General features: G+C 61.2%; 20 protein-coding genes and 2 pseudogenes. 13 read left to right on the top strand and 9 right to left on the bottom strand.

The genetic code is table 11. The features are described 5' to 3' along the window. Positions 1 to 138: 138 nt before the first annotated feature. The 8 genes and pseudogenes from hisD to DFO65_RS02505 all read left to right on the top strand — a co-directional run bounded on the left by hisD (position 139) and on the right by DFO65_RS02505 (position 8,237). Entirely contained in the window at positions 139 to 1,455 is a 1,317-nt protein-coding gene (gene hisD, locus DFO65_RS02535) for a histidinol dehydrogenase (protein ID WP_113902818.1), read from the top strand. Further along, positions 1,452 to 2,555 (top strand): histidinol-phosphate transaminase, encoded by a 1,104-nt coding sequence (locus tag DFO65_RS02530; protein ID WP_113902817.1) that lies wholly within the window; start codon positions 1,452 to 1,454, stop codon positions 2,553 to 2,555. The genes hisD and DFO65_RS02530 overlap by 4 nt, the downstream gene beginning before the upstream one ends. Before the next feature lie 17 nt (positions 2,556 to 2,572). Further along, entirely contained in the window at positions 2,573 to 3,346 is a 774-nt protein-coding gene (locus DFO65_RS02525) for an inositol monophosphatase family protein (RefSeq protein WP_245940427.1), read from the top strand. Positions 3,347 to 3,373: 27 nt separating this feature from the next. Continuing rightward, positions 3,374 to 4,780 (top strand): purine-cytosine permease family protein, encoded by a 1,407-nt coding sequence (locus tag DFO65_RS02520; RefSeq protein WP_113902815.1) that lies wholly within the window; start codon positions 3,374 to 3,376, stop codon positions 4,778 to 4,780. Next, complete coding sequence (locus tag DFO65_RS02515; protein ID WP_113902814.1) at positions 4,780 to 6,294, top strand: FGGY-family carbohydrate kinase; 1,515 nt, start codon at positions 4,780 to 4,782, stop codon at positions 6,292 to 6,294. Before DFO65_RS02520 ends, DFO65_RS02515 begins: the two co-directional genes overlap by 1 nt. Continuing rightward, complete coding sequence (locus tag DFO65_RS02510; RefSeq protein WP_181778578.1) at positions 6,284 to 7,399, top strand: NAD(P)-dependent oxidoreductase; 1,116 nt, start codon at positions 6,284 to 6,286, stop codon at positions 7,397 to 7,399. Before DFO65_RS02515 ends, DFO65_RS02510 begins: the two co-directional genes overlap by 11 nt. Before the next feature lie 13 nt (positions 7,400 to 7,412). After that, positions 7,413 to 7,625, top strand: a pseudogene (locus tag DFO65_RS17420) (GntR family transcriptional regulator); the annotation flags it as partial. A 102-nt stretch (positions 7,626 to 7,727) separates the two neighbouring features. After that, positions 7,728 to 8,237, top strand: coding sequence for a UTRA domain-containing protein (locus tag DFO65_RS02505; RefSeq protein WP_428844212.1), 510 nt, complete (start codon positions 7,728 to 7,730; stop codon positions 8,235 to 8,237). A gap of 163 nt (positions 8,238 to 8,400) precedes the next feature. Here DFO65_RS02505 and DFO65_RS16885 read toward each other — a convergent pair whose 3' ends face one another. Beyond that, positions 8,401 to 9,321, bottom strand: a complete 921-nt coding sequence (locus DFO65_RS16885) for a helix-turn-helix domain-containing protein (RefSeq protein WP_113938670.1) — start codon at positions 9,319 to 9,321, stop codon at positions 8,401 to 8,403. Between DFO65_RS16885 and DFO65_RS02490 the strand changes: the two genes are divergently transcribed. The 3 genes from DFO65_RS02490 to DFO65_RS17010 all read left to right on the top strand — a co-directional run bounded on the left by DFO65_RS02490 (position 9,322) and on the right by DFO65_RS17010 (position 12,748). Continuing rightward, complete coding sequence (locus DFO65_RS02490; protein ID WP_181778576.1) at positions 9,322 to 11,064, top strand: amidohydrolase; 1,743 nt, start codon at positions 9,322 to 9,324, stop codon at positions 11,062 to 11,064. It begins immediately after the preceding gene. A gap of 71 nt (positions 11,065 to 11,135) precedes the next feature. Then, positions 11,136 to 11,462 (top strand): YdhR family protein, encoded by a 327-nt coding sequence (locus DFO65_RS02485; RefSeq protein ID WP_113902810.1) that lies wholly within the window; start codon positions 11,136 to 11,138, stop codon positions 11,460 to 11,462. 551 nt (positions 11,463 to 12,013) lie between these two features. After that, positions 12,014 to 12,748 carry a hypothetical protein gene (locus DFO65_RS17010; RefSeq protein WP_181778575.1) on the top strand — a complete coding sequence of 245 codons (735 nt, stop codon included), beginning with the start codon at positions 12,014 to 12,016 and terminating at the stop codon, positions 12,746 to 12,748. Between the two features lie 24 nt (positions 12,749 to 12,772). Here the strand turns inward: DFO65_RS17010 and DFO65_RS17230 are convergent. The 6 genes and pseudogenes from DFO65_RS17230 to DFO65_RS02450 all read right to left on the bottom strand — a co-directional run bounded on the left by DFO65_RS17230 (position 12,773) and on the right by DFO65_RS02450 (position 20,726). After that, positions 12,773 to 14,401 (bottom strand): annotated as a pseudogene (locus DFO65_RS17230) (amidohydrolase). 225 nt (positions 14,402 to 14,626) lie between these two features. Then, positions 14,627 to 15,856, bottom strand: a complete 1,230-nt coding sequence (locus DFO65_RS02465; RefSeq protein ID WP_113902806.1) for an MFS transporter — start codon at positions 15,854 to 15,856, stop codon at positions 14,627 to 14,629. 123 nt (positions 15,857 to 15,979) lie between these two features. Beyond that, on the bottom strand, positions 15,980 to 17,632 hold the full coding sequence (locus DFO65_RS02460) for an amidohydrolase (RefSeq protein ID WP_181778573.1): 1,653 nt from the start codon (positions 17,630 to 17,632) through the stop codon (positions 15,980 to 15,982). Beyond that, positions 17,629 to 17,790 (bottom strand): hypothetical protein, encoded by a 162-nt coding sequence (locus DFO65_RS17005; RefSeq protein WP_181778572.1) that lies wholly within the window; start codon positions 17,788 to 17,790, stop codon positions 17,629 to 17,631. Before DFO65_RS17005 ends, DFO65_RS02460 begins: the two co-directional genes overlap by 4 nt. 83 nt (positions 17,791 to 17,873) lie before the next feature. After that, positions 17,874 to 19,334 (bottom strand): APC family permease, encoded by a 1,461-nt coding sequence (locus tag DFO65_RS02455; RefSeq protein ID WP_220151211.1) that lies wholly within the window; start codon positions 19,332 to 19,334, stop codon positions 17,874 to 17,876. 30 nt (positions 19,335 to 19,364) lie between these two features. After that, the gene (locus tag DFO65_RS02450; protein ID WP_113902879.1) at positions 19,365 to 20,726 is read right to left on the bottom strand and encodes an aminotransferase family protein; all 1,362 of its coding nucleotides are present in this window, start codon (positions 20,724 to 20,726) and stop codon (positions 19,365 to 19,367) included. Between the two features lie 183 nt (positions 20,727 to 20,909). Here DFO65_RS02450 and DFO65_RS02445 point away from each other — a divergent pair, with 183 nt between their 5' ends. Then, positions 20,910 to 21,857: a LysR family transcriptional regulator gene (locus DFO65_RS02445; protein WP_113902804.1), complete on the top strand. Its 948-nt coding sequence runs from the start codon at positions 20,910 to 20,912 to the stop codon at positions 21,855 to 21,857. A 47-nt stretch (positions 21,858 to 21,904) separates the two neighbouring features. Here DFO65_RS02445 and DFO65_RS02440 read toward each other — a convergent pair whose 3' ends face one another. Beyond that, complete coding sequence (locus DFO65_RS02440) at positions 21,905 to 22,747, bottom strand: IclR family transcriptional regulator (RefSeq protein ID WP_147233213.1); 843 nt, start codon at positions 22,745 to 22,747, stop codon at positions 21,905 to 21,907. 114 nt (positions 22,748 to 22,861) lie between these two features. Here DFO65_RS02440 and DFO65_RS02435 point away from each other — a divergent pair, with 114 nt between their 5' ends. Beyond that, positions 22,862 to 24,793, top strand: coding sequence for an FAD-dependent monooxygenase (locus tag DFO65_RS02435; protein WP_113902802.1), 1,932 nt, complete (start codon positions 22,862 to 22,864; stop codon positions 24,791 to 24,793). A 128-nt stretch (positions 24,794 to 24,921) separates the two neighbouring features. Here the strand turns inward: DFO65_RS02435 and DFO65_RS02430 are convergent, their stop codons facing one another. Then, complete coding sequence (locus DFO65_RS02430; RefSeq protein WP_281268739.1) at positions 24,922 to 26,145, bottom strand: M20 family metallopeptidase; 1,224 nt, start codon at positions 26,143 to 26,145, stop codon at positions 24,922 to 24,924. Positions 26,146 to 26,439: the final 294 nt, after the last annotated feature.

Here is a 26,439-nt window from a genome sequence, read left to right as displayed (position 1 = left end):
AACGTCGCCCGCCAGCGGACCCTTACGCCCTATGGATCGGTCGTTCCCGACTCAAATGTAGGCATAGTGAGGTCGCCACAATGAGCTGGCACGGCATCACCAAATCTTGAATTGTCTAAATGTCTTAAAGGAGAGACGATGACAGCATTCCGCCCCGACGAACTTCGCAGAATCGATCTTCGTGGCACCACTAATCCCGATCTCAGCATCCTTCCGCGCGCGGAACTGAGTGTCGAGAGCGCCATCGACACTGTCCGACCGATCTGCGACGACGTTCGTCAACGAGGTGCGACTGCGGTTCGCGAGATCACCGCTCGGTTTGACGGTGTCGACGTCCCCTCGACTCGCGTCCCTGCCGAAGCTCTCAGTGAAGCGTTGGCCGCACTCGACACTTCCGTACGTGATGCGCTCACCGAGTCCATCCGCCGAGCCCGGCTCGTCCACGAGGCGCAGCGCCGCGACGACTTCACCGTGAGCGTGGCGGCAGGTGCCACCGTGACCGAACGCTGGATACCCGTCGATCGCGTCGGTCTCTACGTTCCGGGAGGGCTCACCGTCTACCCGAGCAGTGTCGTCATGAACGCAGTGCCTGCGCAGGTTGCCGGCGTGCGGTCACTGGCCATCGCCTCTCCCCCACAGAAGGGCACCGGGTTGCCGCATCCCACGGTGCTCGCCGCCTGCGCTCTGCTCGGCGTCGATGAGGTTCATGCTGTCGGAGGTGCGCAAGCCGTCGCTGCCTTCGCGTATGGCACTGACGACATCAATCCGGTCGATCTGGTCACCGGGCCAGGCAATGTATTCGTGGCCGCAGCCAAACGTCTGCTCAAAGGTGTCATCGGCATCGATTCCGAAGCGGGTCCCACCGAGATCGCGATCCTCGCCGATGCGACCGCCGACGCCGAACACGTTGCCGCCGATCTGCTCTCCCAAGCCGAGCATGATCCCAGGGCGTCCGCCCTGCTCGTCACCGATTCTGAGGATCTCTCGCAGCAAGTCGCAGAGGCAGTCTCCCGCCAGACAGAAACCGCGGTGAACAGTGAGCGCATTCTCGCCGCACTCCGCGGACAGTCGGCCGTCGTCCTCGTCGACTCGATCGAAGCGGGTCTCGACGTGGTCAACGCATGGGCACCGGAACACCTCGAGGTGATCACGAAAGACGCCGAGGAAGTTGCTACTCGCGTGCGTAGCGCTGGAGCAATCTTCATCGGACCCTACACACCAGTGAGCCTTGGTGACTACCTCGCGGGTTCGAACCATGTGCTCCCCACCGGCGGAACTGCCCGACACAGTTCGGGACTGTCCGTCCAGAGCTTTCTGAAAGGAATCCACGTCGTGAAATACGACCGACATGCACTCGCGGAAGTCTCCGATCATATTTCGGCAATCGGAGGCGCCGAGAATCTCCACGCCCACGTCGCGGCGGTGACGGTGCGCGTAGCGGGAGGTGCAGCATGAGCGTTGAAGAATTTGCCCAAGCGACGGTAGAACTGCCACCCCTGCAGCTGCACCTACAGGGGAAGTCGCCCTATGGCGCACCCCAGATCGATGTGCCGATCCGGCTGAACACCAATGAGAGTCCGTTCCAGCTCTCTCCCGAACTCGTTGACGACATCGCACGTACGGTAGCGACGTCTGCACGCGATGCCAACCGCTATCCCGACCGCGACGCCGTCGAACTTCGACACGAACTCGCCAGGTACCTCAGTGACACCACCGGACACACTGTGGGAACAGACCAGGTCTGGGCGGCAAACGGGTCGAACGAGGTCCTCCAACAGCTGCTCATGGCCTTTGCCGGACCAGGCCGCACCGTCCTCGGTTTCGAACCGAGCTATTCGATGCACCCCACCCTGGCAACCGCGACTGGCGCGACCTATACGTCCGTTCCCCGGACCGAGGACTTCGGCATCGATCTCGACGAGGCGCTCTCGGCCATCGGTCGGTTACAGCCGTCGGTCATCTTTCTCTGCACCCCTAACAATCCGACCGGGGGATCCCTCGACCCCGAGATGGTGGTGGCGATACATGATGCCTCCGATGCACTTATCGTGCTCGACGAGGCCTACGTGGAGTTCTCTCACTCGGCTTCGCTCCTCCCCCTCACCGACGGCCGACCGCGACTCGTCGTCTCCCGCACCATGTCGAAAGCCTTCGGACTCGCAGGGGCTCGACTCGGCTACCTCGCCGCCGACACCCGGGTGATCGACGCGATGCAGCTCACCCGACTGCCCTATCATCTGTCCTCGATCACTCAAGCAGTCGCCCTTGCCGCACTACGACACCGGAATTCCCTTCTCGCCGGGGTCGAGGCAGTCAAGGAGCAGCGCGACATCATCGTCGACACTCTGCGCAACAAAGGCGTCAAGGTTGCCGACAGCGATTCCAACTTCGTGCTCTTCCGCGCCCCGGACGGCGACAGCACGGCGCTGTGGAAGAGGATCCTCGACGCGGGAGTGCTCATCCGCGACGTCGGGCTCGACGGCTATCTGCGTGTGACGGCCGGCACTCCCTCCGAAACTCAGCGCTTTCTCGACGTGCTCGAGGAGACGGCGTGACATACTCAGACCTCGAATTGGCGTTCGAACTCGCCGACGCGGCGGACAAAGTGACCCTGGGCGGTTTCCTCGGCGTCCTCGACATCGAACTCAAATCCGACCGGTCCCCGGTCACCGCGATCGACCGCAATGCCGAGACGGCGATCCGGCAGTTGCTCGCCCAATATCGCCCGGGCGATGCGGTGCATGGCGAGGAGCATGAGGACACTGGGGCAGGCAACCGGCAGTGGATCATCGATCCTATCGACGGAACGAAGAACTTCATCCGCGAGGTGCCGGTCTGGGCAAGCCTTATCAGCCTCTCAGTCGACGACATAGTCACAGTCGCCGTCGTCTCCGCGCCGGCTCTCTCCCGCCGATGGTGGGCAGTCCGGGACGAAGGTGCCCACGCTCAGTGGTTCGGACCTGGCGGAGTTCGTACGCGGAAACTCACCGTCAGTGAAGTCGATGCGTTTGAGGAGGCGTCGTTCTCCTACTCGAGTATGAGGGGATGGACCGAAAACGGTCTCGAGACCGGGTTCCTCGATCTGCAGCGCGCCACCTGGCGGCAGCGAGCCTTCGGAGACTTCTGGTCATACGTCCTTCTCGCCGAGGGCGCAGTCGACATCGCGGCCGAGCCCGAGGTTCCGCTCTACGATCTTGCAGCGGTCTCACTCATCGTCGAAGAGGCCGGCGGCACGTTCACCGACATCTCCGGACGTCGTGGCCCCGGCGGCGGCAGCGCAGTCGCCACCAACGGCATCCTCCACGAGCGTGTGCTGAGCGTGCTCACCGATACGAACACTCATTAACAGCCCTTCATTTCAAAGGAGAAGCACATGAAGGTCGAAGACAAGAGCATCACCCACATTCCGGCGGAAGAGCGCTACGGGAAGCCGAGTAAACTCTTCTTCACGTGGTTCGGCTCGAATATGCAGCTCACGCCCATGGTCACTGGAGCACTCGGAGTCGTCCTCGGGCTGAGTCTCCCATGGACTCTCATTGCGATCGTCGTGGGCAACCTCATCGGAGGCGTGTTCATGGCGACGCACTCCGCCCAAGGGCCGAAGCTCGGAATCCCGCAGATGATCCAGAGCCGCGCTCAGTTCGGCGTGATCGGAGCGATTTTCCCGCTGCTCCTGGTGATCCTCATGTACACGGGATTCTTCGGCATGACATCGGTACTCGGGGGCGAAGCGCTGGCTGAGCTCGGCGTCGGTAACCAGAACCTCGCGATCATCATCATCAACATCGTCATGCTCGTCCTGGCGATCTACGGATACCGACTCATCCATCGCGTGGAGAAGGCTCTGTCAGTGATCTTCTTCGTCTTCTATCTCGTCCTCACCATCGTCGTGCTCAGCCGCACGCTGCCAGAAGGCGCCTTCACCTTCGGCATCCCGAACGTACCTGTCTTCATGTTGTGCGTCGGCATCTATGCCTCGTGGCTGCTCGCCTTCGCCCCGTACGTGGCCGACTACTCCCGCTACCTGCCGGAGGCGACTCGTCCCTCGCGCACTTTCTGGGCAACCTATCTCGGATCGAATGCGGCCGTGATCTGGATGATGTGCCTCGGTGCCTACCTCGCCGTCCTCATCCCCGGATTCGATCAGAGCTCGTCCGCCAGCCTCGCCGGCGTCCTCGGCACCGATCCGGCACCGCTCGTCTACCTCATCATCGTACTCGGCATCATTGGCGCCAACGTCTTCAATCTCTATGGAGCGTTCCTCTCCATCGTCACCACGCTCGAACCATTCACGACGATCCGCGGCACCATCCGCACCAAAGTGATCATCACCAGCTCAGTCTGCCTCGTCGGAACTCTGCTCGGCATCTTCGCGCACGGCGACTTCCTCGCGAATTTCTCGAGCTTCCTCGGGATACTCCTCAACTTCATGATCCCGTGGACAGCGATCAACCTCGTTGATTTCTACTTCATCAAGAAGGGACAGTACGACGTCGCTGAGCTGTTCAAGGTCAATGGTCGATATAGAGCCGTCAATTGGTCGACGATCCTCGTCTTCGTTCTCTCCGTGATCGTCCAGATCCCGTTCATCAGCGCCGCCTACTACACGGGACCGATCGCCGAAGCGCTCGGCGGAGTCGATCTCGCCTGGGTTGTCGGCATCGTCGTTCCCGCGACGCTCTACTTCCTTGCCAATCGCAAACACGCCATCGACGCCAGCCTCAAGGACGCGGGCAATCGCCCCATTGACGAGATCGACGACCTCCAAGGGGCCCGTTGATGGCCATCCTCGTCACGGATGTCGGGACCAGCGCGGTCAAGAGCTTCCTCTATGACACTCCCACCGGAGCGATCATCGCCACCGAGGAGATCGAGACACCAACCTATGCCCCTGAACATGGCGCCTATGAGTCCAAAGCGGAGTACTGGACGCAAGGGCTCATTGCCACGGCCCGGCGGCTCATCAACCGGTTCCCCGAGCAACCGGTCGAGGCACTTGCGCTGACCAATCAGCAGATCTCCTGCGTCATGCTCGATGAGGAGAACCAACCCGTTCACAACGCGATCCTCTGGGCAGACTCGAGATCCTCCGAGATCCTCACGATCGAACGAGAAAAGTTGAATCTCGGCGAGGATTTCGAGTCATGGTTCACCTCCCGTGTCGGGCTGCCATACTCCGATCGATGGGGAGTCGCCAAGGCGCTCTGGCTCCGACATTCTCAGCCGAAGGAATTCGCGCGAGTTCGCAGGATCTCCTCAGTCGACGCGTACCTGGCACAGGCACTCACCGGTGAGTTCGTCAGCGATATCTCCAACGCGACCTTTTTCAGCCAGGACATTAAGTCGGGACAATTCAGTACCGAGGTACTGTCCCAGTTTGGTTTCGATGAATCGTTCTTCCCGCGTACCGTCCCCTCGGGCAGCGTCGTTGGTGAGCTCACTACAGCCTCTACCAAACAACTCGGGCTCACAGCACCAGTCCCGGTGGTGATCTCAGGATCCGACCAGCCTTGCTCGATGATCGGGGCGGGAGGGGGCCGCGCCGGCGATGTCGTCATCAACCTCGGTTCCGGCAGCTTCGCCATGGCTTCGATGACCGACCCGATCACAGATCGACGGATCATGACGAACTTTTCGATCGTCGACGGCCACTGGGTGGCGATGGGCACGCACTACCTCACCGGTACGGCATTCCGGTGGCTGAGGGACATTCTTGGCTGGAAGCACGAAATCTCTTACGAGGACCTCGACGCCGCTGCCTCCGGTATACCGGCCGGAAGCGATGGGCTGATCTTCGTCCCCAGCCTCACGGGTTCGGGGACACCCGATTGGCGAGCCGACGCGAAAGGAGTCATGGCAGGGTTGTCGATCGAGCATTCGCCCGGACACTTGGCGCGTGCGGTCATGGAGAGCACCGGATACGGCCTGCGCCTCATCCTGGAAACGTTCGAATCACTTGGGATCCCGGTCGACCGCGTTTTCCTCTCTGGCGGAGCGACGGTTTCATCCAGCTGGTCTCAGACAATCACTGACATCCTCGGACGCGAGGTCCACCTTCCCGCATCTCGGCAGGCGACAGCACGCGGTGCATTCCTGCTCGCCCTCGTCGGAATCGGCCTGCAGCCTTCCGTCGCGCATGCTGTGGCGGCCTACTCGGGGAGTGACTCGCTTCTCTCGCCAGATGCGGCCTCGGTCGACGTCTATCGCCGTCGATTCGACGACTACTTGTACTGGAAGAACGCGGAGAACACCTTCCGCAGCACCATCGAAAGGAAATCCACACATGCCGACTAAGAAATTCGTCATCATCGGCGACAAGCTCCTGTCCTCCGAGACCATCAGTGCAGCAATTGCCGAGCACCTAGCCGACGATTGGAAGATCACCGCACTCACCTTCGGCCCGGATGATCTTGGCGAGCTCGACTCCGAGCTCGGGAGGATGGAAGCCGGAGGAGCCGATGCTGTATGCGCACCAGACGAGGTCCTCGAGGAAGTCCGAGACGCTCAAGTAGTGCTCACCCACATGTGTCCAATCAACACCGCCGTGTTCGACGCCGCACCTCAGCTCGAACTCGTCGGGGTGCTGCGAGGGGGCACTGAGAATGTCCTTGTCGACGTCGCATCCGCTCGGGGGATTCCGGTTCTCAATACCGTGGGGCGTACCTCGGAGGCAGTGTCCGACTACACGGTGGGCATGATGTTGTCAGAGACTCGGAACATTGCCCGTTCCCATCACGCAGTGATGTCTGGCCGCTGGGAGAAAGATTTCTCGAATTCAGGAAGCATCCCCGAGTTCAAGGACCTCACTATAGGGATCATCGGCTTCGGCGAGATCGGTCGACTTGTCCAACAGAAACTCAGCGGGTTCCACTGCACCGTCCTCGTCTACGACCCGTTCGTCGGTCCGTCGCAGGTGCCCGAACACGTCCGTCTCGTCAGTGACCTCGATTCTCTGCTGGCCACTGCCGACGTCGTCACCATTCATGCTCGCCACGAGATCGGTGCCCCGCCCATCCTCACAGCGGACAAACTCGCGCTTCTCAAACCCACCAGCTATCTCATCAATTCCGCCCGTGCCGGGCTCATCGATATGGAATCGCTCACCGAGGCATTGGCAGACCGGAGAATTGCGGGAGCTGCGCTCGACGTCTTCGAAATTGAGCCGATTCCTCCGCAGTCACCGCTTCTCGAACTGCCTAATGTGACATTGAGCAGCCATATCGCATTCGACACAGCCGGCTTCTATACGAAGTCGCCGGTGCTGTGGTGGGAGGGGCTGAACAATGCCGTTTCTACCATGTCGACAAGAAGCCTTGTGAACGACCAAGCGGTCGATCTCGAGAAACTACGAATGCTCAACCTGTTCGACGATTCGTCTCGTCAGACTATTCGCTTGTGACATAATCCCCCATATGCCGACCCCATCAGGACCTCGACGTACACCGCTTCACGAGAAGATGTATGCCGAGCTGCGTACACGGATCGAGAACGGAGAGCTTGCGGAGGATGAACAGCTGCCACCCGAGCTCGAATTGGCCAAACAGTTCGGAGTCAGCCGAGGCACGGCACGCCAAGCTGTCTCAAGGCTTGTGCTTGAGGGCCTGGTGGAGCGGACCGCCGGCCGAGGAACCTTCGTGTCGTCGCGGCGTCTTGTGTTCACCGCGCGCGAACTTCTCGGCTTCACCGAACAGATCCGAGCCAGCGGCCGCGTTCCCAGTTCGCAGGTCATGGACATCTCTGTCGTACCAGCCACCGAAGCTCCGCACACGGCGGACTTCGGGCCCAGCGTCGATCAGCTCATCTCCCTCGAGCGCGTTCGCCTTGCCGATGGCGAACCGATCGCCTTGGAACATATGTTCCTGCCGTTTCCACGATTCGCCGGTCTCCGGGATATCCATCTCGAGGACCGATCGGTCTATGACACTCTGGAAGAGGTCTTCGGCACACAACTGACCATGGGGGAATTCTCCCTCGACATCGCTGACCTCAACAAACGTCAGGCGGAGCTGCTCAATGAACGAGTGCACAGCGCGGCATTCGTTATGGAAGGATCCGTTCGCGACCAATTGAGTTCAACTGTCGTGTCCGTCCGAGCGTTCTATCGACGGAACAAGTTCTCGTTCACTTTCTCGACGCCTCGGGGTGCCCATACTCCTATGCACTATGCTCAGCCTCGCCTTGTTCTGGCTCCGACTCCAGAAGCGATGGATCCTCACGATCTGAATGACGAATTCTAGCATTCCGAAGACCGCCGTTGTTCTGGCGAACACAAACCGGCCGGAACGCGGAGTCTCATTGCAGGAACGGAGGGAAGGAACCCCAGACCACTGACGTGGGAACCAGAATAGAGGAGTTTCCCACCGGGTCGACGGCCCTCGTCACATCTCGTCGGCAAATTCCTCAGCAGGACTTGCGCTCGCAGTTCCATTGCGAAGGCGGCACGCCGTACTCCCGGGCGAAGGCGCGGGAAAAGACCACCGGGTCAGAGTATCCGCATGCATCAGCGATCCCGGCGATCGTCATATTCGTATATTGCCGACGAAGGAGCATATTCGATGCTCGACTCAGCCGGAGTCGGCGAATGTAGACAGCAGGCGGCACTCCATATCCGGCGAACACTCGATGGACCTGACGGACGGACACGAAGTTCGCTTCTGCCATGGTCGCGACGGACAATGCCGGGTCTCCGAGATGGCGGTGCACGTATTGGAGCAGCACGTGGAGAAGTGAGGTGTCTGACGGAGCGGACCCGGTCGTACTGCTGAGGATCGCGGAGAGAAGGAGGACTGCCGCCTCGGCAAGGCCGATCTGCTCGGTCGGCGATGCGGCAACGCCATCGCGGAACAGGCCTGACAGGAATCCGGAGAGCGCGTTGAAGCTCGGCGTCCTCCGATCCAGAGGACTCGCACAGACATCCGCGATCTCACGATCACTGAATGTCACTCGGTCTCGGGGGACACTGAGAACCAGCAAGCGCTGTTCCCCGGAGGACGGTTCGACGGCGAAATTGGAACGCGTCTCGTTGAGTGCCGCCATATCCGAGCTGATACGGATCGAACGCCCATGCTGGATGACTGTAGCCGATCCGGCGGCCTGCATGGACAGAAGTAATCGGTCGCTCATTGGCGACTGGTTCCGATTCCCGATGTGAGAGATCCTCAGCGGTGAGGTACGGATGAAGGAGACAGAGACGTCATCTGTCAAGGTGCGAGTTTTCAAACCTCCCGAGAAAATGTTCCCGAGCGGATCACATCGCACTGCAGCCACACGTCGAGCGACATGTTCCCAAGCACCGATGTCCTCGGTTGCAAACTCGAACACATGAGCCTCCTCGCCCTGTTCCGGCAGTGCGCAATCGAGTCCAGTGTAGGTCAGTCAGGATTCGTCGGGGGCCTGGCAGAAATCGTCATCGCGGACTCCCCCGATGGTTCATACCTTGGTTCCATGTCTGATTCTGAGTTGCTTGTCACAGGTGCCCGCATACGTCCGATCGATGTCGAGAACTCAGTGCACTCGGCAATGCTGGTCCGCAGCGGCAGGGTCGTCGCACTCGGCACTGAGGACGAGATGGCGGCTTTGGGACCCCACGCTGAGGTCGTTGATGTCGGTGGACGCACCGTCCTCCCGGGATTCATCGACGCACACAATCATATGAGCTTCGCCGCGTTCGCGCCGGCTTCGGTGAATTGCATGACACCCCCGCTCGGCACCCTTGACGAGGTTCTCCAGGTGATTTCGACGCATTGCGAGGGAGCGATGCGGGGACAGTGGATCACGGGCTTCGGCTTCGACGGCTCCAAGATCCGGGAGAGACGCAACCCGACTCGAAAGGAACTCGATGCCGCGGCTCCCCATCATCCGTTCTTCCTGGTGGACGTGAGTGGACACGCGGGTTATGCGAACAGTCTGGCGTTCGAGGAAATGCGAATCTCGGAGTGCACCCCGAACCCATGGGGCGGGAGCATCGAAATGGATGGTCAGGGGCAGCCTTCGGGCACGGTGACCGGAACCGTGGCCGGCTTGTTGAACTCGGTTTCCTGGGAGGACTTTGCGCAGCGCGATTGGGATCGAGCAACTCGACTTCTCGAGCAGAAGGCGAAGGACTACCTCGCCGTGGGATTGACGGGCATCAGCGACGCGGGGGTGACCCCTACCGGGGCAGAGTTGTATCGCAGAGCTGATCGCGAGGGCCGTCTGCCGCTCACCGTCCAGCAGATTCACGCCGGTGACTTCCTGTTCGATCGCCCCGATCTGCGGCACACCGAGCTCCTGGATCGAATCAATGCCGGTGCCGCCGGATCCCTGCGCAATGGTGCGGTGAAGATCTGGGTCGATCGCGCATATCCGGACGGCGCTGCCATTCATCACGTCCACGACGGATGCGTGAAACATGTGGGCACGAACTTCTACAGTGAGCGAGATCTGCGAACGGTGATCAGTCAGGCAGCTGAACTCGGCATCAATCCCGTCGTTCATGCAATGGGCGACTGCGCGATCGACATGGTGCTAGACGCCTACGCAGAAGTTCGACGATCCGTGGGATCGAACATCGTCCTGAGACTTGAGCACGCCTTCGTGGCCGGTGCCGAACAGGCCGACAGAATGTCTGAGCTGGGAGTCGACCTAGTCGCCAATCCCGGGCTCGCACACAACGTCGGCGATCAGTTCGTCGGATGGCGCGGTAACGATCAGCCGCATTTGAAGGTACTGCCAGTGCGGACGATGATCGATCGCGGCGTTCGGGTCAGTTTTGCCTCGGACCACCCCGCGGGCGACTTCTCCCCGGCGCGGATCATGGCAACTGCGATCGATCGCGGCCATCTCTCAGGAGCTCAGATCGATCCGGAGGAGGCAGTCACCGTCGAGGAGGCTGTTCGAGCCTACACGTGCAACGCCGCATTAGCGTCTGATCGAGCAGATGAGGAAGGCACCCTGGAGGTCGGAAAACGAGCGAACTTCATCGTTGTCGACCGGGACCCGTTCACCTGCTCCGCAGACATGCTGCGTGATCTCGTGGTCGACCGCACCTACGTTGACGGTCAACTGGTCCACCACTCGTCCTGACCTCTTAATAGTGGGTCAGTCTCACGAACACCGTCCATCAGCACACGATTCATACAACGAATGGAGACACCATGAAGATCCTGCAGGTCGACTACCGCCGGGAACTGTCCAGTGAGGACCACGGACAGGCCGAGCGAATGCGAGCAGCAGCGACCAAGATAGCGAACGTGCCAGGTCTGCTCTGGAAAATCTGGGCATTCGACGACGAGGCGCGCCGAGCGGTCAGCTACTACCTGTTCGACACGGAGGAGCATGCTCGAGCCTGGGGTGAGGGACCATTGAGAGAATCGCTGGGGTCCAATCCTGGGGTCTCCGACATCTCGACGAGCTACTACGAGGTCGATCGTGAACTTTCGGCGATTACCCGTGGCCCGATCTCGGAGGCAAGTCTCCGATGACCGAGCGACAGACCATTCCGAATCCGGTGAGTGAGTTCTCCCTTATCGACGCACTGCGCGGGCGACGCTCTCGACGTTTCGGCACCGGCATGACCATCCCCGACGGTCCGCTCAAGTACTCCTCGCAGCTCGAGCCGTTTCCCCTTTCCGAAACGGAACGTGCGCTCCTCGTCTTCGCCTCTGTCGGCGTCACCGGATGGAATCTCGGAATCCCTCACACCTCGTCCGGTCCGTCCGATCGGGCTGCGAACTATCCGATTCGCCACGCTGGCCGCACTTCCCCCAGCGCGGCCGGAGCCGAGAGCGCCGAGGTTCTGATCGCCGACGATTCCGGCCTCTACATCTCCCAGACCAGAGACGCCTCGGCGGACATGATCGAGGCTGCGGCTCGGGCTCAGTCGGTCGACGAAGTGGTGAAGCTGTCCGCCGGGACCTTGAAGAAGATCTCCGCGGAACGTCTCAGTCTGCCGACGGCCGCCCCGTTCGTATCGGCTCATAATCGATGGTGTGCCCTGCAACCGGGAAGCACGCTGGTCGTTCCCATCGTCGACATGTCGGAGCACCTTCTCAACTTCCTGAGCATCTTCACTGGTGAGGGTGCCATCCTCTGGGATGCGACAGCCGATGAGCCCATCGGCGAACCGCGCGAACTGATCCGTCGAGGGACTCTCGCGACCGAGGCCGCCTTCCCCGTCGAGGCGTTCGAACGGCTCGTCTTCCAACAGGGAACGGTCGAAGCCGGTCTGATCGCCTACAACGCGCAGCTCATGCTCCAGGCGATGGGCCTCGGCGGTTGGCTGTTCGGCGGAATGGATTCCAACGCATTGCTCGGGGCCCATAGGAACGAGGGCATTCCCGGATTCGGCTTCGAGTTCCGGGAGCGCGCCGACGGAGGCATGCCGGACCCGGTGGGACTGCCGGGCTGCTTCGAAACACTCGTTCCACCGTTCACCAGCGGCCCCGCCGAGGCGGTTGAGCGATTCGTCGCCCGCAAGTTCGGCGACGGGGGCCTGTACCGCTCCACGTCACAGGGTCCCTACCAAGACAACGCGGCGATCAAGACACGAGTCGAGCGCTACGACGAGGCGACCATGGCGTACTTCGTGAGCGTCCTGAACGGGCTGATGACGCGGTACGGGGGCTACCCGGGAACCTTCCCACCCGTCCTCACCTCGGTGTATCTGCAGGCTCAGCACATCGATGTCAGCTTCTACGACACGTTCTATACTCCCGAATCGCTGCTCACCACCCATCGCACCCACGTTGAGACATGGCACGACGGGTAGTCGCGGGCGCTCCCGAGAATCGAGTCAGGGTCGGCTCGCGCCGGAATGAGGTGCCTTCCCGTGGGCCGTGGATTCGGGAAGACGGTTGTGAACGAGCCGACCATCGACGTAAGTCCGTTCCACCATCAGGTCACGCAATTCATCGGCAGGACAGGTGACAGGATCCCGATCAAGCACGAGGATGTTCGCGCGTTTACCGACTTCGATGCTTCCTTCTTCGCTACCTCTTCCTGACGCCAATGCCGGGTTGATGGTGTACGCCCTCAGTGCTTCGATTCCGCTGACGGCCTCATCAGGATCGAACAGTTCTCCGTCCGCGTTGCGGCGCATGCGGGCAGCCCACATGATCTCCGCTGGCGAAACAACCCCGCATGGATGATCGGAGGCGAAACTGACGCGTGCTCCGGCGTCGATCATGCTTTTCAGGGGCAGGACCTTCAGGTGAGGTTGGTCCGAACCTCGCCACGCCGAGAAGAGAGGGGAATCATTCATCCCTAGCCCGGGGTTAGCCACCAGATCGACACCGAGCGATGCCATGCGCTTGCCCTGGCCCGGGCGACTGACGAACGCATGTTCGACCCGCAGAATTCCCTCGTCACCCTGCTGACGGCGGGTCGACTCGAAGGCATCCAGAACCATGTCAACAGCGCAATCGCCCATGGCATGCATCGCGAGGTCGACACCGAACTTGCCAGCATCTGAGACCAGTTCAGCAACCTCGCGGCGACTGTAATAGTTCTGACCCACATGATGAGAGCATCCTTGACTCACATGATGACGGGCGGCGCCGGCCGGGTACGCTCGGTCAACGAAGACCTTCATGGTGCCGCCTCGCAACATGTGACTCTGCGGAGACAGGATTCAATCGACGACATCACCACGCCGAAAGGTCTGTTGGGAGAAGTAATGGTCGCTGGCATGCAACTGCTGCACGGTGAGCGGCAACATCTTCATCTCCGCTGCTTCAGAGTAGAGCTCAGAGATCAATGGAGTGACGCATGCATCTCCGATCCCAGTGATTCCGAGGGTGAGGTACTCAGACGCTTTGGCTGAGATCAACTCGATGACGGCGATCCGGTCGTTCCGGGCATAATCGAGCATCAAATCAGTATTGACCCAATTGGTCGCAGCTTCATAGAGCGTGCCCGTCAGTCGACCTCGCGAGTCGCGGTCGATGTGCCCGCCCCATGGGTTAGGAGTGCATTCGTCCAGGCCACTCGCGAGCAATGCTGCACTGTTGACATAAGACGCATGTCCGCTGTTGTCCTTGATGAGCAGTGGATTGTCCGGTGCCACCTCATCGAGTTCCCACCGTGTCGGCCCGCGCTGTTCTCGGACCTTGAGGAAATGGAAGCCGACTCCACGCACCCATCGGCCTGCCGGAAGCGTGGCACAGTACCGCTCGACAACCGAGAGGACTTCATCGACTGTTTCCAAAGGAGGAGTGCCACAATCCACGGACTTCGATTTGAGAGCAACATCGCTGAGGTGATTGTGAGCATCGATGAACCCGGGCACCACTGTGCGGCCATCGGCATCGAATTCGACTACCCCTGGGCTCCCGATGGAACGGACCGTCCCCTCGGCGCCGACGGCGGCGATCCTTCCGTCACGAACGAGCACCGCTTCGTGAACCGAATCGCTCGAATCCATGGTGCGAATGAGCGCATTCCTGATCAATAGTTCATTCTCGTTGTGCATTCCAAGTCCTCAAGATACTCACAAGTCGACTGTTTCTGCCTGTTTCGATTCGAATAGACTGCTCATACGCAATGAATCCCTATACGGATCGACCTTTGAGCCGATGGTTCTGGAGAACGGCATTCGACCCTTTGGCTCGTGATCGCCTTTCGGCAATCGCCCTAGAAGGTTCTTCGATCAGGTAATGTTCGACGGTCTTGCCATTCGAGTGCTGTCAGCCACGGAATCCGGCTTGCTCCGACGTGGCTGTGACAGAACGATCAAGACAAGCGAGGCGACGATCGTCGGAAGCGCCAGGAAAATCAAAGCGTTGAACCCTCCCGTGGCCTCCACGATTCGGCCCGCGACAAATGGTCCGATTGCCAGACCGCCGGCAATTCCCAGGTTGGCCAGATTGGAGGCTCTGCCAAGCGGGTCCAGATCTCCCAGGGTCGACATGAGAAAAGGCAGAACCCATCCCCACGCCGCCTTGATGGCAAGGGCACAGATGACAAATCGGACCGCACCTTCCACGTTCACCAGCAGCGCGACGCCGATGACCATCACCCCGTAGCCTCCGACAAGAACGACTCTGCGGTTGAGCGCGCCGCCCACGGAGATCGCCGCAATCGGTGTCGCCACGCCGATTGCCGTTGCGAGCGCCAAATACAGACTTGTGGCCTCCGGCGCGATGCCGGCTGCCTCGGCAAACCCTCCCATGAAGGTCCACACCGAAATCAATCCGACGTAGAACAGCAGGCACGCCACCAAGGCGATCACCACTTTCGTGACATTCACCGGCGGAGCCGTCTGTGCCTCAACCCTGTTCGTCGGCGATTGCAGGGGCCGAGGCGGCAGGTACCGGACCAATAGTATCGACAGGGCCATCAGCACGCCCATTGACAGGTAGAAGGCTGCGATTCCGAAGGCGGAGAAGAGAAGTGGCAGAGTCGCCAGCCCGATCGCGCCCAAGGCCAGTTGCCCGACGGTCCAGTAACCGAACATGCGATCACGGTTCCGAGCCTGTGCGGCCAACATCATCGACAGCACCATCAGTGAGCCTCCTGCAAAGGAGGTGACACCGCGGACCACAATCAACGTTTCGAATGTCGTGAGGAAAACAGAGATCGCGTTTCCGACGACATAGATGAGGCCGAGCGAGAGGGCAGCTTTGCGCAGATTGATTCTCCTGACCCAGTACAGCGCTGGGATCGATGCAAGCGCGGTCGCGCCGAGTTCGACGGCGAAGAGGTCACCGGTCTGAGACGGACTGAACTTCAGCTGCTGCTGCAATTGAATGGCCACGATAGGAGCAGCAAGCAGCAGCAGGGCTCCGAGAGAGGCGAATGCCATGATCAGGGCGATCCGACCCATTGAGTTCGGATCGTCACCACGATCCAGCTGGACTGACATACTTGTTTCGGACATCAATGACTCCTTTGTCAATTTCTGATGAGATCTCCGAGACTTCTGCGATTCGGTGATGCTCTCGACATCGAGCCGAGGATCGACGTGAATCCATCGCTTCCGCGGCTGCGCGAACACAGCACATCACTGTGCCCTCGGACGCAGTCGGTCGTGCACGAGTCGGCCATCGACGAATGTCAGGTCGACCTGCAGGTGACGCAATTCCTCGGAGGTGCAGGACAGGGGATCGCGGTCGACGATCAGGACGTTGGCACGTTTGCCGACTTCGAGGCTTCCCTCTTCATGCGCACGACCTGAAGCATGGGCCGGATTGATGGTGTAAGCCTGCAGAGCCTCCAGCGGAGTCACCGCCTCGTCGGGGTCGATCAGTGCTCCTGTGTAATGCTGACGTGCCACGGACGCCCACATGATCTCTGCCGGTGAATAGGTGCCACAGGGATGGTCCGAGGCGAAGCTGACGCGAACTCCGGCGTCGATCATCGAACGGATCGGAAGAACCTTCAGGTGCTCCTGTCCTTGACCCCGCCATTCATTGAAGAAGAGTCCGTCCTCATGGGCCAGTCCCGGATTCGCCACCAGTTCGATCCCCGCAGACGCGAGGCGCGGTGCCTGAGCCTTCTCGGCGATGAAGGCATGCTCAAGTCTCAGGGTTGGGTCATCGCCCACCTTTCTCCGAACTTCTTCGTACGCACCGATGACGCTGTCGACAGCACAGTTGCCCATGCCATGAATGGCCAGATCAATGCCTTTGGCGGCCGCAGTGACAGCCAGGTCCCGAACCTCCGCGGGACTGTAGAACGGCGTTCCCACGTGGGTCGTGCACCCATCATGCAGCTGATGTCTGGCGGCGCCGTCGGGATAGGCCCGATCCACGAAGATCTTCATCGCGCCACCGCGGAGCAGATGTGACTCGTTGCCCTGGATGCGCTCGATGATGTCGGTACGACGCAGGTCCTGTTGAGAGAAGAACTGGTCGCCACCATGCAATTGGTGCACGGTGATCGGTAGGCGACCTTCATCATTGACCGTGCGATACAGCTGAGCGGCAGATGTGGTGACACAGGCATCACCGATTGCGGTGATGCCCACGGCGAGGTACTCGCGTGCCTTGGCTTCGATGAGATCGACGGCCTGGTCCGGATTGGCGAGGAAGAACTCATCCCATGACGCCGCCAGTGCTGAATTGACGGCGGCCTCGAAGAGGGAACCGGTGGGCACTCCGTTTCTGTCTCGCTCGATCTGACCTCCCCATGGCTCCGGAGCACATTCGGTGATGCCCACTGCTGTGAGGGCCGCGCTGTTCGCGTGTCCAGCATGGCAGTTGCTCTCCATCAGCAAGAACGGGTTCTCCGGTGCCACCTCATCGAGCTCGTACCGATTCGGACCGCGCATTTCACTGACTCGAGCAGCGTTGAATCCGAATCCCCGAACCCATTGACCGTTCGGCAGGGTTCGACAGTGTTCCTCGATGGTCTCCAGTACCTCGTCCACGGTGCTCAGCGGCGGTGTCGAGCAGTCCACGGCTACCGGTTCGAACGCCGCGATCGACATGTGGTTGTGCGCGTCGATGAAGCCGGGCACCACTGCACGTCCTGCGCCATTCACGACTTCGGCATCGTCGGTCGCATGCGCGCGGACCGATCGTTCGTCACCGACGGCGGCGATCTTTCCGTCCCGCATCAGCAGACTGTCACATGTGGCAGATCGGGAGTTCATGGTGTGAACCACCGCATTGACGATGAGAATCTCCCGGACACGAGGCGATTGCACGTTCACACCTCCTCGGTCGCGGTCGCGGCAGGCGGGCGAGTAGCGACAATGGCTAGACCAAGGGTGAGGCCGTCGAGCGCCCATTCTTCTGTGAAACGGTCGCGACCGAATTCGTCCCCGTAGTCGAAGACCGCGAGCGCTTCTTCCTGATCGGTTCTGATCATGACAATCTCCTTGTCGATCGAAATAGGATGGGATAGAAATGAAAGGGCTGGGACAAGAACGATCGGTCGTCGACGATCAGATCTCAGTCGCGAGGACCATCGCAGGGCACAGGTGTCGGCACGGGCGCGGGCCCGCCGGATACCGACTTCCCCCGAGCGATGACGCTCCAGAAGGCTCCGATGACGGCGGCCACGACGATCAGCCATGGCAGCTGCGTGGTGAACCCGGATTCGGCCCCGGTCAGCAACGACCAGTTCGTCACAGCCAGTGCGGCGGCCCCGAAGAGGCCAAGCGCGCCCAACGCCGGGGCGATCAGGCCACTCCACCACGTGTTCGTATGCTTGTTCCTCAGGAAGAACACGATGACCGACACCGAGGTCGAGGCCTGCATCACGAGGACACCCAGAGTGCCCAATCCGACCAACAACGAATACAGTTGAGCATAGGGGTCGGCATCGGCCAGCATGAATCCGCCGACGACGGCCAATGTGAGCACGCTGACCACGATGCTGGCCCTGTGCGGTGACTGCCATCGAGGGTGGGTGCGGCCCAATGACGCCGGAAGGACCTCTGACCGTCCAAGGGCGAACAGGTAGCGTGCCAGGGTGTTGTGGAAGGCCAGCACCACGGCGAAGCAGCTTGTCACCAGGAGTACGTTCATCATGACGGTGGCCCATGCCCCGACGAACAGTGTGTTGACGGTGAAGACGAAGTTGTCGGGGTTCTCGGCCGCCGCCTGTTGAACGGAGTCGTTGCCGTGAGCCAGCCCCGTTGCCCAGGTCGACAGAGCGTAGAACACCGCGATGAGCACCACTGCCGCATAAGTGGCTCGGGGAACTGTACGAGCGGGATCTTTGGCCTCTTCACCGTAGATGGCGGTGGCTTCGAATCCGACGAAGCAGCTTGCAGCGAAGAGAAGTGCAACGCCGAGGCCGTCGTGGAACACATTCGCGGGAGCGAACCCGTCGAAGTTGATTCCTTCTGATCCGCCCTGGGCAATCACGGCGACATCGAAGATCACCATGATGAGCACCTCGGCGATCATCAGCACCCCGAGCACCTTGGCGCTGAGGTTGACCTCCAGATAGCCGAGGACCGCGACCCCGCCCCAGGCAATGAGCGTCCAAATCCTCCAATCCCATTCCACGCCCGTCAGACCCGACACGATCGAGCTCGTGAAGAAGCCGAGAAGCCCATAAAGGGCGAAGAGCATGCAGTGATAAGCCAGAAGCGCCACAGCACCACCGAGGAATCCGGCGAACCGTCCCAGACCTCGGTCCAGGTAAGCGGCGAAACCTGCCGAACTGGTGACATATCTGCTCATCGCCGCGTAGCCCACAGCGAAGAGCAGCAGGACGATGCCGGCCAGCAGATAGGCCGCCGGGGCTCCTGGACCGAGGGCCATGAAGGCCACCGGCGAGGCTCCGAGGGCTGCCGCCAAGGGAGCGGCGGCGGCCACCACGAAGAACACGATCCCGGCGACACCGATGGCATTGCGTTTGAGATTGTGGTCATTCTCGGGCGATGAAGATGAAATGGGCACTGTGCTGTTCCTGTCTGTCGTGATCGGTTCTCAGGCGATCGATCCGTCAGCGCGCACTCGGCGCAGGACCGACTCCACTCCGCTGATCGCCTGTATCGCTTCGTCCTCGGTCATCACCAAGGGTGGCGACAGGACCAGATTGGTGTCCGAGCTGATGCGTGTGATCACTCCTGTCTCATCCCGGATCGCGTCGGCGATGGAAACACCCGGCTGCGGGAGCGGCGTACGGGACTCCCGGTCCGTGACGAGCTCCAGTGCCATGCCCATCCCGACCTGGCGGATCTCGCCCACCACTTCGAGCTCGTCCAACATCGGCTGTGCCGCCTCGCGGAGGACTTTTCCGATCCGGTGGGCTGCCTCGAGAAGATTCTCGTCCTCGAGGATCTCCAAGTTCTTCATGCCGACCGCGCAGGCGACAGGGTGCCCCGAGTATGTGTAGCCCACGGGATACCCGTGCCCCTCGGTCACAGCATCAGCCACTTCGGAGGTCATGAGCACTGCTCCGAGCGGAACATATCCGCTGCTGATCCCCTTGGCCGTGACGATGATGTCCGGTTCCATGCCGAGATCCGGGGATGCGAACCAGGATCCGGTGCGGCCGAACGCAGTGACGACCTCGTCCGCGATCAGCAGGATATCGTGTCTGCGCAGGACCTCCTGGATGCGGGGCCAATAGTCCTCGGGCGGGATGACGAATCCGCCGACACCTTGAATCGGCTCGCCGATCATGGCTGCGATGTTGTCCGGGCCGATCTGCTGAATCCGTTCCTCGAGTTCCCGGACGCAGAAACCAGTGACGTCCTCGCCGCCGAACAGATGCTGCCGGAAGGAGTGCGGAGGAGTCAGATGAGTGACGTGTGGGAGCAATGGCCCCTGTCCCGATGTCATCTCCGCGAAACCGGTCGCGGTTCCGCCTCCGTAGGCCAGACCGTGGTAGGCGTTGGTGCGGGAGAGGATCCAGTTCTTCTCAGGCCTGCCACGCTGTGAGTTGAAGTACCGCACCGTCTTGATGGCGGCATCGGTTCCTTCAGAACCGCCGGAGGTGAAGTACACCTTCTGCATCTGAGGCGGGGCAAGAGAAATCACCTTCTGTGCCAGTTGCACGGCCCGGTCATTGGAGAAGTCCCAGAATGAGGTGAAGTACTCCAGCTTCCGCATCTGTGCGGCTGCGACTTCGGCGATCTCCTCGCGGCCGTGCCCGATCTGGGCCAACCACAGTCCGCCCGTGGCATCGAGGTAGTCGCGGCCGTGAATGTCGGTAAGACGGCATCCTTGTCCTTCGGCGAAGATGACCCGGGAGGATTCGGCCAGCGGAAGATGCGGATGGATGAGGTGGTCGTGATCGGCCTGGAGCAGTTCGGTGGAACGGTCGATCGATGCTGGTGAGGACATCATCGTCTCCTCTTCTTTCGTGAGATCGTGCAGCGGAATCGTGTTCGATCCGCGCGTTGTGTTCGAGCATGACGCGTGCCATACTGACGAACAACGCTCAGATCGAGATCAGGTCATCGCGGATCTGTATCGCCCGAGGCCACAGAGAGATTCCCGAGAACCGTCGGGAGCGGAGATTCGCACATGGACATCAGACAGATCGAATACGCGGTCACCCTGGCCGATACGCTCCACTTCGGACGTGCCGCCGCGAGGGTCTATATCGCGCAGTCCGCGTTCAGCACTCAGATCGCCCGCCTGGAGAAGGAGATCGGAGCTCAGCTCTTCGACCGCACTGCGAATCGAGTCGCAATCACCCCCGCCGGAGAACTGTTCCTCGATCGCGCCCGGACCATCCTCGAACAGATCAAGTCGGCCAGCGAGGACGCCGCAGCGCTCCAGACCATGCGCGAGAGGCAGCTCAGGGTCGGACTGTTCCACGACGCGGCCGGAGAACTGACTCCGCTGATCGTGAGCGCCTATCGACAAGCGTTTCCCGAGGTTGAGCTCAGCTTCTGCGAGCTGACCATGATCGACCAGGTCGATGCGGTGGCCGAGGGAACCGTGGATGTCGCTTTCCTCAGGACTCCACTCCATGATTCTCGCATCCGCGTCGCCGGGCTGTTCGCGGAGCCTCGCTACGTCGGACTGTCGGAAGGTCACCGCCTGGCGTCGCGGAGCGAAGTGGCCATCGAGGATCTCATCGATGAGCGCTTCGTCATGGCAAGCCCCAGGGCGCCCGAACCATGGAGAGGGTATTGGGCATTCGACGACCTTCGAGGCGGACCCAGCCGGGTCGCGACGACCGTCGCCCGAGTATGGGACAGTATGACAGCGATCGCCTACCAGAACGCCGTCGATACTTTCCCCGGATCGGCAACGAGGTTGTACCAAGCAGCAGGAATGGTATATCGACCGATCAAGGACGGCACTTACGCCACGAGTGCGGTGGCCACTCGCAACAGGAACTGCCCTGCCCATGTGGACGCCTTCCTGCAGGTCGCACTGCAGCTGTCTCAGACCGCCCTGAGCGCCGTGCCCGGAGCGGTGCCGATCGACCAGGCCCCAGCCGGCACTCCCACCGCCGCCTGATCGGCTCGCAGTGCCCCGGTTCTCACACCGAGGTTCCTGGACGGCTGTCAGCCCGATCCGTCCCCAGAAAGCTCTGCTTCGCATGCACCGACAGCGCGAGTGAGCTCTCTGAGCACCGCCGGAGAACTGAGGGAGTCGCTTCGTGCACTCGGTACCGCCACGCTGATGGCGGCTGCGGCCTCACCATTTGGACCGTGCACTGCCATCCCGCGTGCCGCGACTCCTCTCTCGGTCCTCTCGAGATTCAGGGCCGAGCCGGTGAGACGGACGAGATCGAGCCGCTTTCTGAATCGGAGGAACTGCTCGCTGTCGAGGTACTCGCCGGATGCTTGGGACGAGCGTGAGCGGTAGAGCTGAACGAGGATTGTGTCGTCCAGTTCGGCGAGGAGTGCCTGCCCGCCGGAGGTATGTCGAGCAGGCAGGATCTCACCCGCGCGGCTGCTGACGCGGTCGAGATCCTTGCCTTCCTCGCTCGCGAGGAATCGGGTAGTGGTTCCGACCCGGACCATCACATTGCTGGTCTCACCGGTGCGAGCCGTCAGAGTGGCGAGATGCCTGCGCACGATGGCCAGAAGCCGGCGATAGGCTGAATCCGCAGTGGCATTGGCGACGATTCCGGGACCCGGATGATAGATCCGGGATTCGTCCTGCACCGAGAAGCCACGATAGACGAGCATGCTCAGCAGACGATGTGCGGTTGAGGGACTGATACCGAGCTCCTCTGCGGCATCAGTGAGCTTGAGCGCACCAGTGTCTCTGAGCATCTGAAGCAGCCTGAGAGTGTTGTCGACCGAGCCGAGGAGCTGCTTCGGTCGTTGGGCGACTGGACGGCGATCCATGTCGACTACGGTAGCCCTTTTTTCCATATAGAGGAAAGATGTTGCTTTCACGCAGCACCGTGGCGATCGTGTATTCAGTACGCAGGAATCGCAACTCGCTGAACTCGCGTCGCACACATTCGTTGCTGACAATCAATGACGATTCATCCCAGAATGAGGACCTCTATGCAGTTCTATCTCAATGGATTCCGGCCCGGTGACCCTGCGATCCGGCCTGCGGATCCGGACGCGCACCCGGCAGAGCTTCCCGATGAGGTCGATGTGCTCATCGTCGGCACTGGACCGGCAGGACTGGTCCTGGCAGCGCAGATGGCAGAGTTTCCGGACATCACCACCCGCATCGTTGAACGTCGGGAGGGCCCGTTGGACGTCGGTCGAGCCGATGGTGTCGCTTGCCGTACGGTCGAGATGTTCGATGCATTCGGCCTCGCCGAGAGCCTTACCCGGGAAGGCTACTGGATCAATGAAACGACTTTCTGGGGACCTTTGGCCGACCAACCCGATCGCATCGCTCGCACCGGCCGGGTGCAGGACGTCGCCGATGGACTCTCGGAATACCCGCATGTCATCGTCAATCAGGCTCGCATGCAGGCGCTTCTGCTCGAGCGCATGGCGCATTCGCCCTCTCGCCTGGCCCCCGATTACGGCTTCGAGGTCAGTGACGTGGCCATCGCCGGCGACGGCAGCCACCCGGTAACCGTGACGTTGCGCCGATCCGGAGATCCGACCGGCGCAACCGAGGACAGACAGCGTCTGGTGAAAGCGAAGTACGTCATCGGCTGCGACGGAGCCAGGTCACAGGTCCGGCGAGCGCTGGGCATCGATATGGTCGGCGACGCCAGAAATCACGCCTGGGGTGTGCTCGACGTCTTCGCTGTGACGGATTTCCCCGACATCAGAATGAAAGCAGTCATCCAATCAGCCGATGGCGGCAGTCTGCTGATCATCCCCCGCGAGGGCGGCTACATGGTGCGGCTCTACGTCGATCTCGGAGATCTCGATCCGCACGATCGCGATGCTCGCAGTCGATTCACCGCGACGACGATCGTCGAGACTGCGCAGAGGATCCTTCACCCCTACTTCCTGGACGTCAAGGACATCGCGTGGTGGTCTGTCTACGAAGTCGGCCAACGCCTGGCCTCCCGCTTCACTGACGCCGACCCCGCAGACGAAACATCGATCCCCCGCGTCTTCATCGCGGGTGACGCCTGCCACACGCACAGCGCCAAGGCCGGTCAGGGCATGAACGTCTCCATGCAGGACGGTTTCAACCTCGGCTGGAAGCTGGCCGCGGTGCTCCGCGGCCGCAGCCCTCAGGGGCTGCTCAAGACATACGAACAGGAACGACGGGGTGTCGCCCAGGAACTCATCGACTTCGACGTGAAATGGTCCGAGGCGATGGCCGCCAAACCGGCGGATCCGAACGACCCGGGTTCAAGCGGCATGAGCGCCACCGAAAGGCAGGAGATCTTCTCCGCCGGAGGCCGATTCACGGCCGGATTCTCGACGGACTACCAGCCGAGCATCATCACCGGTCGCTGCATTCATGAGCATCTCGCGAAAGGATTCCCAGTCGGCGAACGGTTCCACTCCTCACCGGTGATCCGACTCGCGGACGCGAAGCCGGTCGAACTCGGGCATCAGGCGACTGCCGATGGACGCTGGCGACTCTACATCTTCGCCGATACTGCTCATCCGAGGTCACCCCAGTCGAAGGCCTCCGCGCTCTGCAGATATCTCGAAAGCTCCGCAGATTCGCCCATCAGCCTCTACACCCCCACCCGAGCGGACCTCGATACTGTCTTCGATGTCCGCGCCGTGTTTCAGATGGGACACCGTGATCTGGCGATTGACGATGTGCCTGAATTCCTGTTCCCGCACAAGGGACGATTCGGTCTCATCGACTATGAGAAGGTCTTCTGCGCTGATGTGGCCGGCGGCTCGGACATCTTCGACCAGCGCGCCGTCGATCGCGAGCAGGGGGCACTGGTCATCGTTCGCCCAGATCAGTACGTCGCACATGTGCTTCCGCTCGATGCCTACGAGGAATTGGCACGCTTCTTCGCGCAGAACATGATCGAGCATCCTGGGCAGTGATGCTCGATCTCGAGCCGGCTGCCGTCACCCACACCGCTGAGTCACGGCATTCGTCGTGATCGAACTCGAGAACACCGGCAGCCCCCGCCATGGGACCTGCCGGTGCATCGGTTCGTCCGCGGACCTGATCAGGAGTGCGAATGGGTCCCGAGCGCCCCTGCCTCTGAATAGGGGGCCCGGGTCTTCTGCTCGGCGATGAGCTCGGCACGCAGGCCGGGGTCGGACGCGACCTTGGCCGTGGTCAGTGCCATCGCCAGGGCACCATTGCAGGCGGCCTCATCTCCGGCCGGTGACACCGCAGCAGCGGCGAATTCCGCGGTATGGGGAACAGCGGAGCAATCCCGCAGCGCGACAACAGGATGAATCGAGGGGAGGTACCGTGACACGTTGCCCATATCGGTCGAGGCGGCCGGAGTCTTCTCCGGATGGGCTCGCAGATCGATGAGCTCGATTCCGAGGTCCTGCTCCATGGTCTCGTCGAAGATCCGGCCGATCCGATCATCAGTCTTGAGCGGATCGTACGGAATATCTGGGTGGGTGAGTTCCACGGTGGTCTCGGTGGCCTGAGCGCAGCCGGTGAGGATGTTCTCGATCGTCGTCATGATGGACTGACGATCGTCGAGATCGAATGAACGCACCTCGACGTGGAGTTCGGCGGTCTCGGGAATGATATTGGTGCGGATGCCCGCCTCGGTGATCAACGGGGAGACCACGGAGCCCTTCGGCAGGTGCTGCCTCATCAACCCGATGGCAACCTGGCTGAGAGTCACCGCAGATGCCGCGCTCCGCCCGGCCTCAGGCATATAGGCCGCATGAGCACCGCGGCCCGTGAAGCGAGCCGTCACCAGGTCCCGGCCGGTCGACGACATCGACTGGCACCCCAACGCCGGACTGAACGTGCCATGGATCATCATGGACAGGTGGCAGTCGTCCCAGGCGCCTTCGCGAAGCATGAGGACCTTTCCGCCTCCGCCTTCCTCGGCGGGGGTGCCGAGGAACTTGATCGTGAGATCGAGTTCGTCGACGAATCCTTTGAGACCAAGGGCCGCCCCGACCGCCGAGGCGGCAATGATGTTGTGCCCGCATCCATGCCCGATTCCGTCGAGGGCATCGTACTCCGCGACGATCCCGACGACGAGCGACCCTGTGCCGTAGGTGGCGATGACAGCGGTGTCCAGGCCGCAAGCAGGGTGCTCGACCTCGAATCCGTTCGATGAGAGCAGCTCGGCTACCCGCCTCGAGCTCTCGTGTTCTTCGAACATCAGCTCGGGATTCCGACCGATCGACTGACTCAACTCGATGATGTCAGACCGGTGGCCCGTCACTGCTTGTTCAATACGCTTCAATTCCATATCTTCGATCCTCGCGATCATTCCTCATCAGAGCGCTCAGACGCGCGACAATGCTGAACTTCTATGCGCGTCGTCGCGGGCCCCGGCTGGTGGTGGGGTATCGGACTTGCTTCAATCGATGCACCCGATGCTCCAAGCATGCTGGTCACACGAAAGCACATTCAAGACGCAGAATGAGATCAATCGATCGCCGTCGACGATCAGACGATCCTCGATCGGGAACATCGACTCTAGCCAGGAGAGCCGACAGAGCCGAGTTCCGCACCAGTTTCATCTGCGATTTCTCAATTCGCG

The sequence above is a fragment of the Brevibacterium sanguinis genome, from assembly GCF_003315415.1.
In the GTDB taxonomy this organism is placed as follows: domain Bacteria; phylum Actinomycetota; class Actinomycetes; order Actinomycetales; family Brevibacteriaceae; genus Brevibacterium; species Brevibacterium celere_A.
This window is presented reverse-complemented; position numbering and strand designations above follow the sequence as displayed.

Excerpts from the sequence above, each read along its gene's own strand:
- DFO65_RS02435 (WP_113902802.1), top strand. The coding sequence starts at position 22,862 with ATGCAGTTCTATCTCAATGGATTCCGGCCCGGTGACCCTGCGATCCGG.
- DFO65_RS02490 (WP_181778576.1), top strand. The coding sequence starts at position 9,322 with ATGAGCCTCCTCGCCCTGTTCCGGCAGTGCGCAATCGAGTCCAGTGTA.
- DFO65_RS02465 (WP_113902806.1), bottom strand. The coding sequence starts at position 15,856 with ATGTCCGAAACAAGTATGTCAGTCCAGCTGGATCGTGGTGACGATCCG.
- DFO65_RS02520 (WP_113902815.1), top strand. The coding sequence starts at position 3,374 with ATGAAGGTCGAAGACAAGAGCATCACCCACATTCCGGCGGAAGAGCGC.
- DFO65_RS02515 (WP_113902814.1), top strand. The coding sequence starts at position 4,780 with ATGGCCATCCTCGTCACGGATGTCGGGACCAGCGCGGTCAAGAGCTTC.
- DFO65_RS02445 (WP_113902804.1), top strand. The coding sequence starts at position 20,910 with ATGGACATCAGACAGATCGAATACGCGGTCACCCTGGCCGATACGCTC.
- hisD (WP_113902818.1), top strand. The coding sequence starts at position 139 with ATGACAGCATTCCGCCCCGACGAACTTCGCAGAATCGATCTTCGTGGC.
- DFO65_RS02505 (WP_428844212.1), top strand. The coding sequence starts at position 7,728 with ATGGACATCTCTGTCGTACCAGCCACCGAAGCTCCGCACACGGCGGAC.
- DFO65_RS02430 (WP_281268739.1), bottom strand. The coding sequence starts at position 26,145 with ATGGAATTGAAGCGTATTGAACAAGCAGTGACGGGCCACCGGTCTGAC.
- DFO65_RS02510 (WP_181778578.1), top strand. The coding sequence starts at position 6,284 with ATGCCGACTAAGAAATTCGTCATCATCGGCGACAAGCTCCTGTCCTCC.
- DFO65_RS17010 (WP_181778575.1), top strand. The coding sequence starts at position 12,014 with ATGTCGGAGCACCTTCTCAACTTCCTGAGCATCTTCACTGGTGAGGGT.
- DFO65_RS02485 (WP_113902810.1), top strand. The coding sequence starts at position 11,136 with ATGAAGATCCTGCAGGTCGACTACCGCCGGGAACTGTCCAGTGAGGAC.
- DFO65_RS02530 (WP_113902817.1), top strand. The coding sequence starts at position 1,452 with ATGAGCGTTGAAGAATTTGCCCAAGCGACGGTAGAACTGCCACCCCTG.
- DFO65_RS17005 (WP_181778572.1), bottom strand. The coding sequence starts at position 17,790 with ATGATCAGAACCGATCAGGAAGAAGCGCTCGCGGTCTTCGACTACGGG.
- DFO65_RS02450 (WP_113902879.1), bottom strand. The coding sequence starts at position 20,726 with ATGTCCTCACCAGCATCGATCGACCGTTCCACCGAACTGCTCCAGGCC.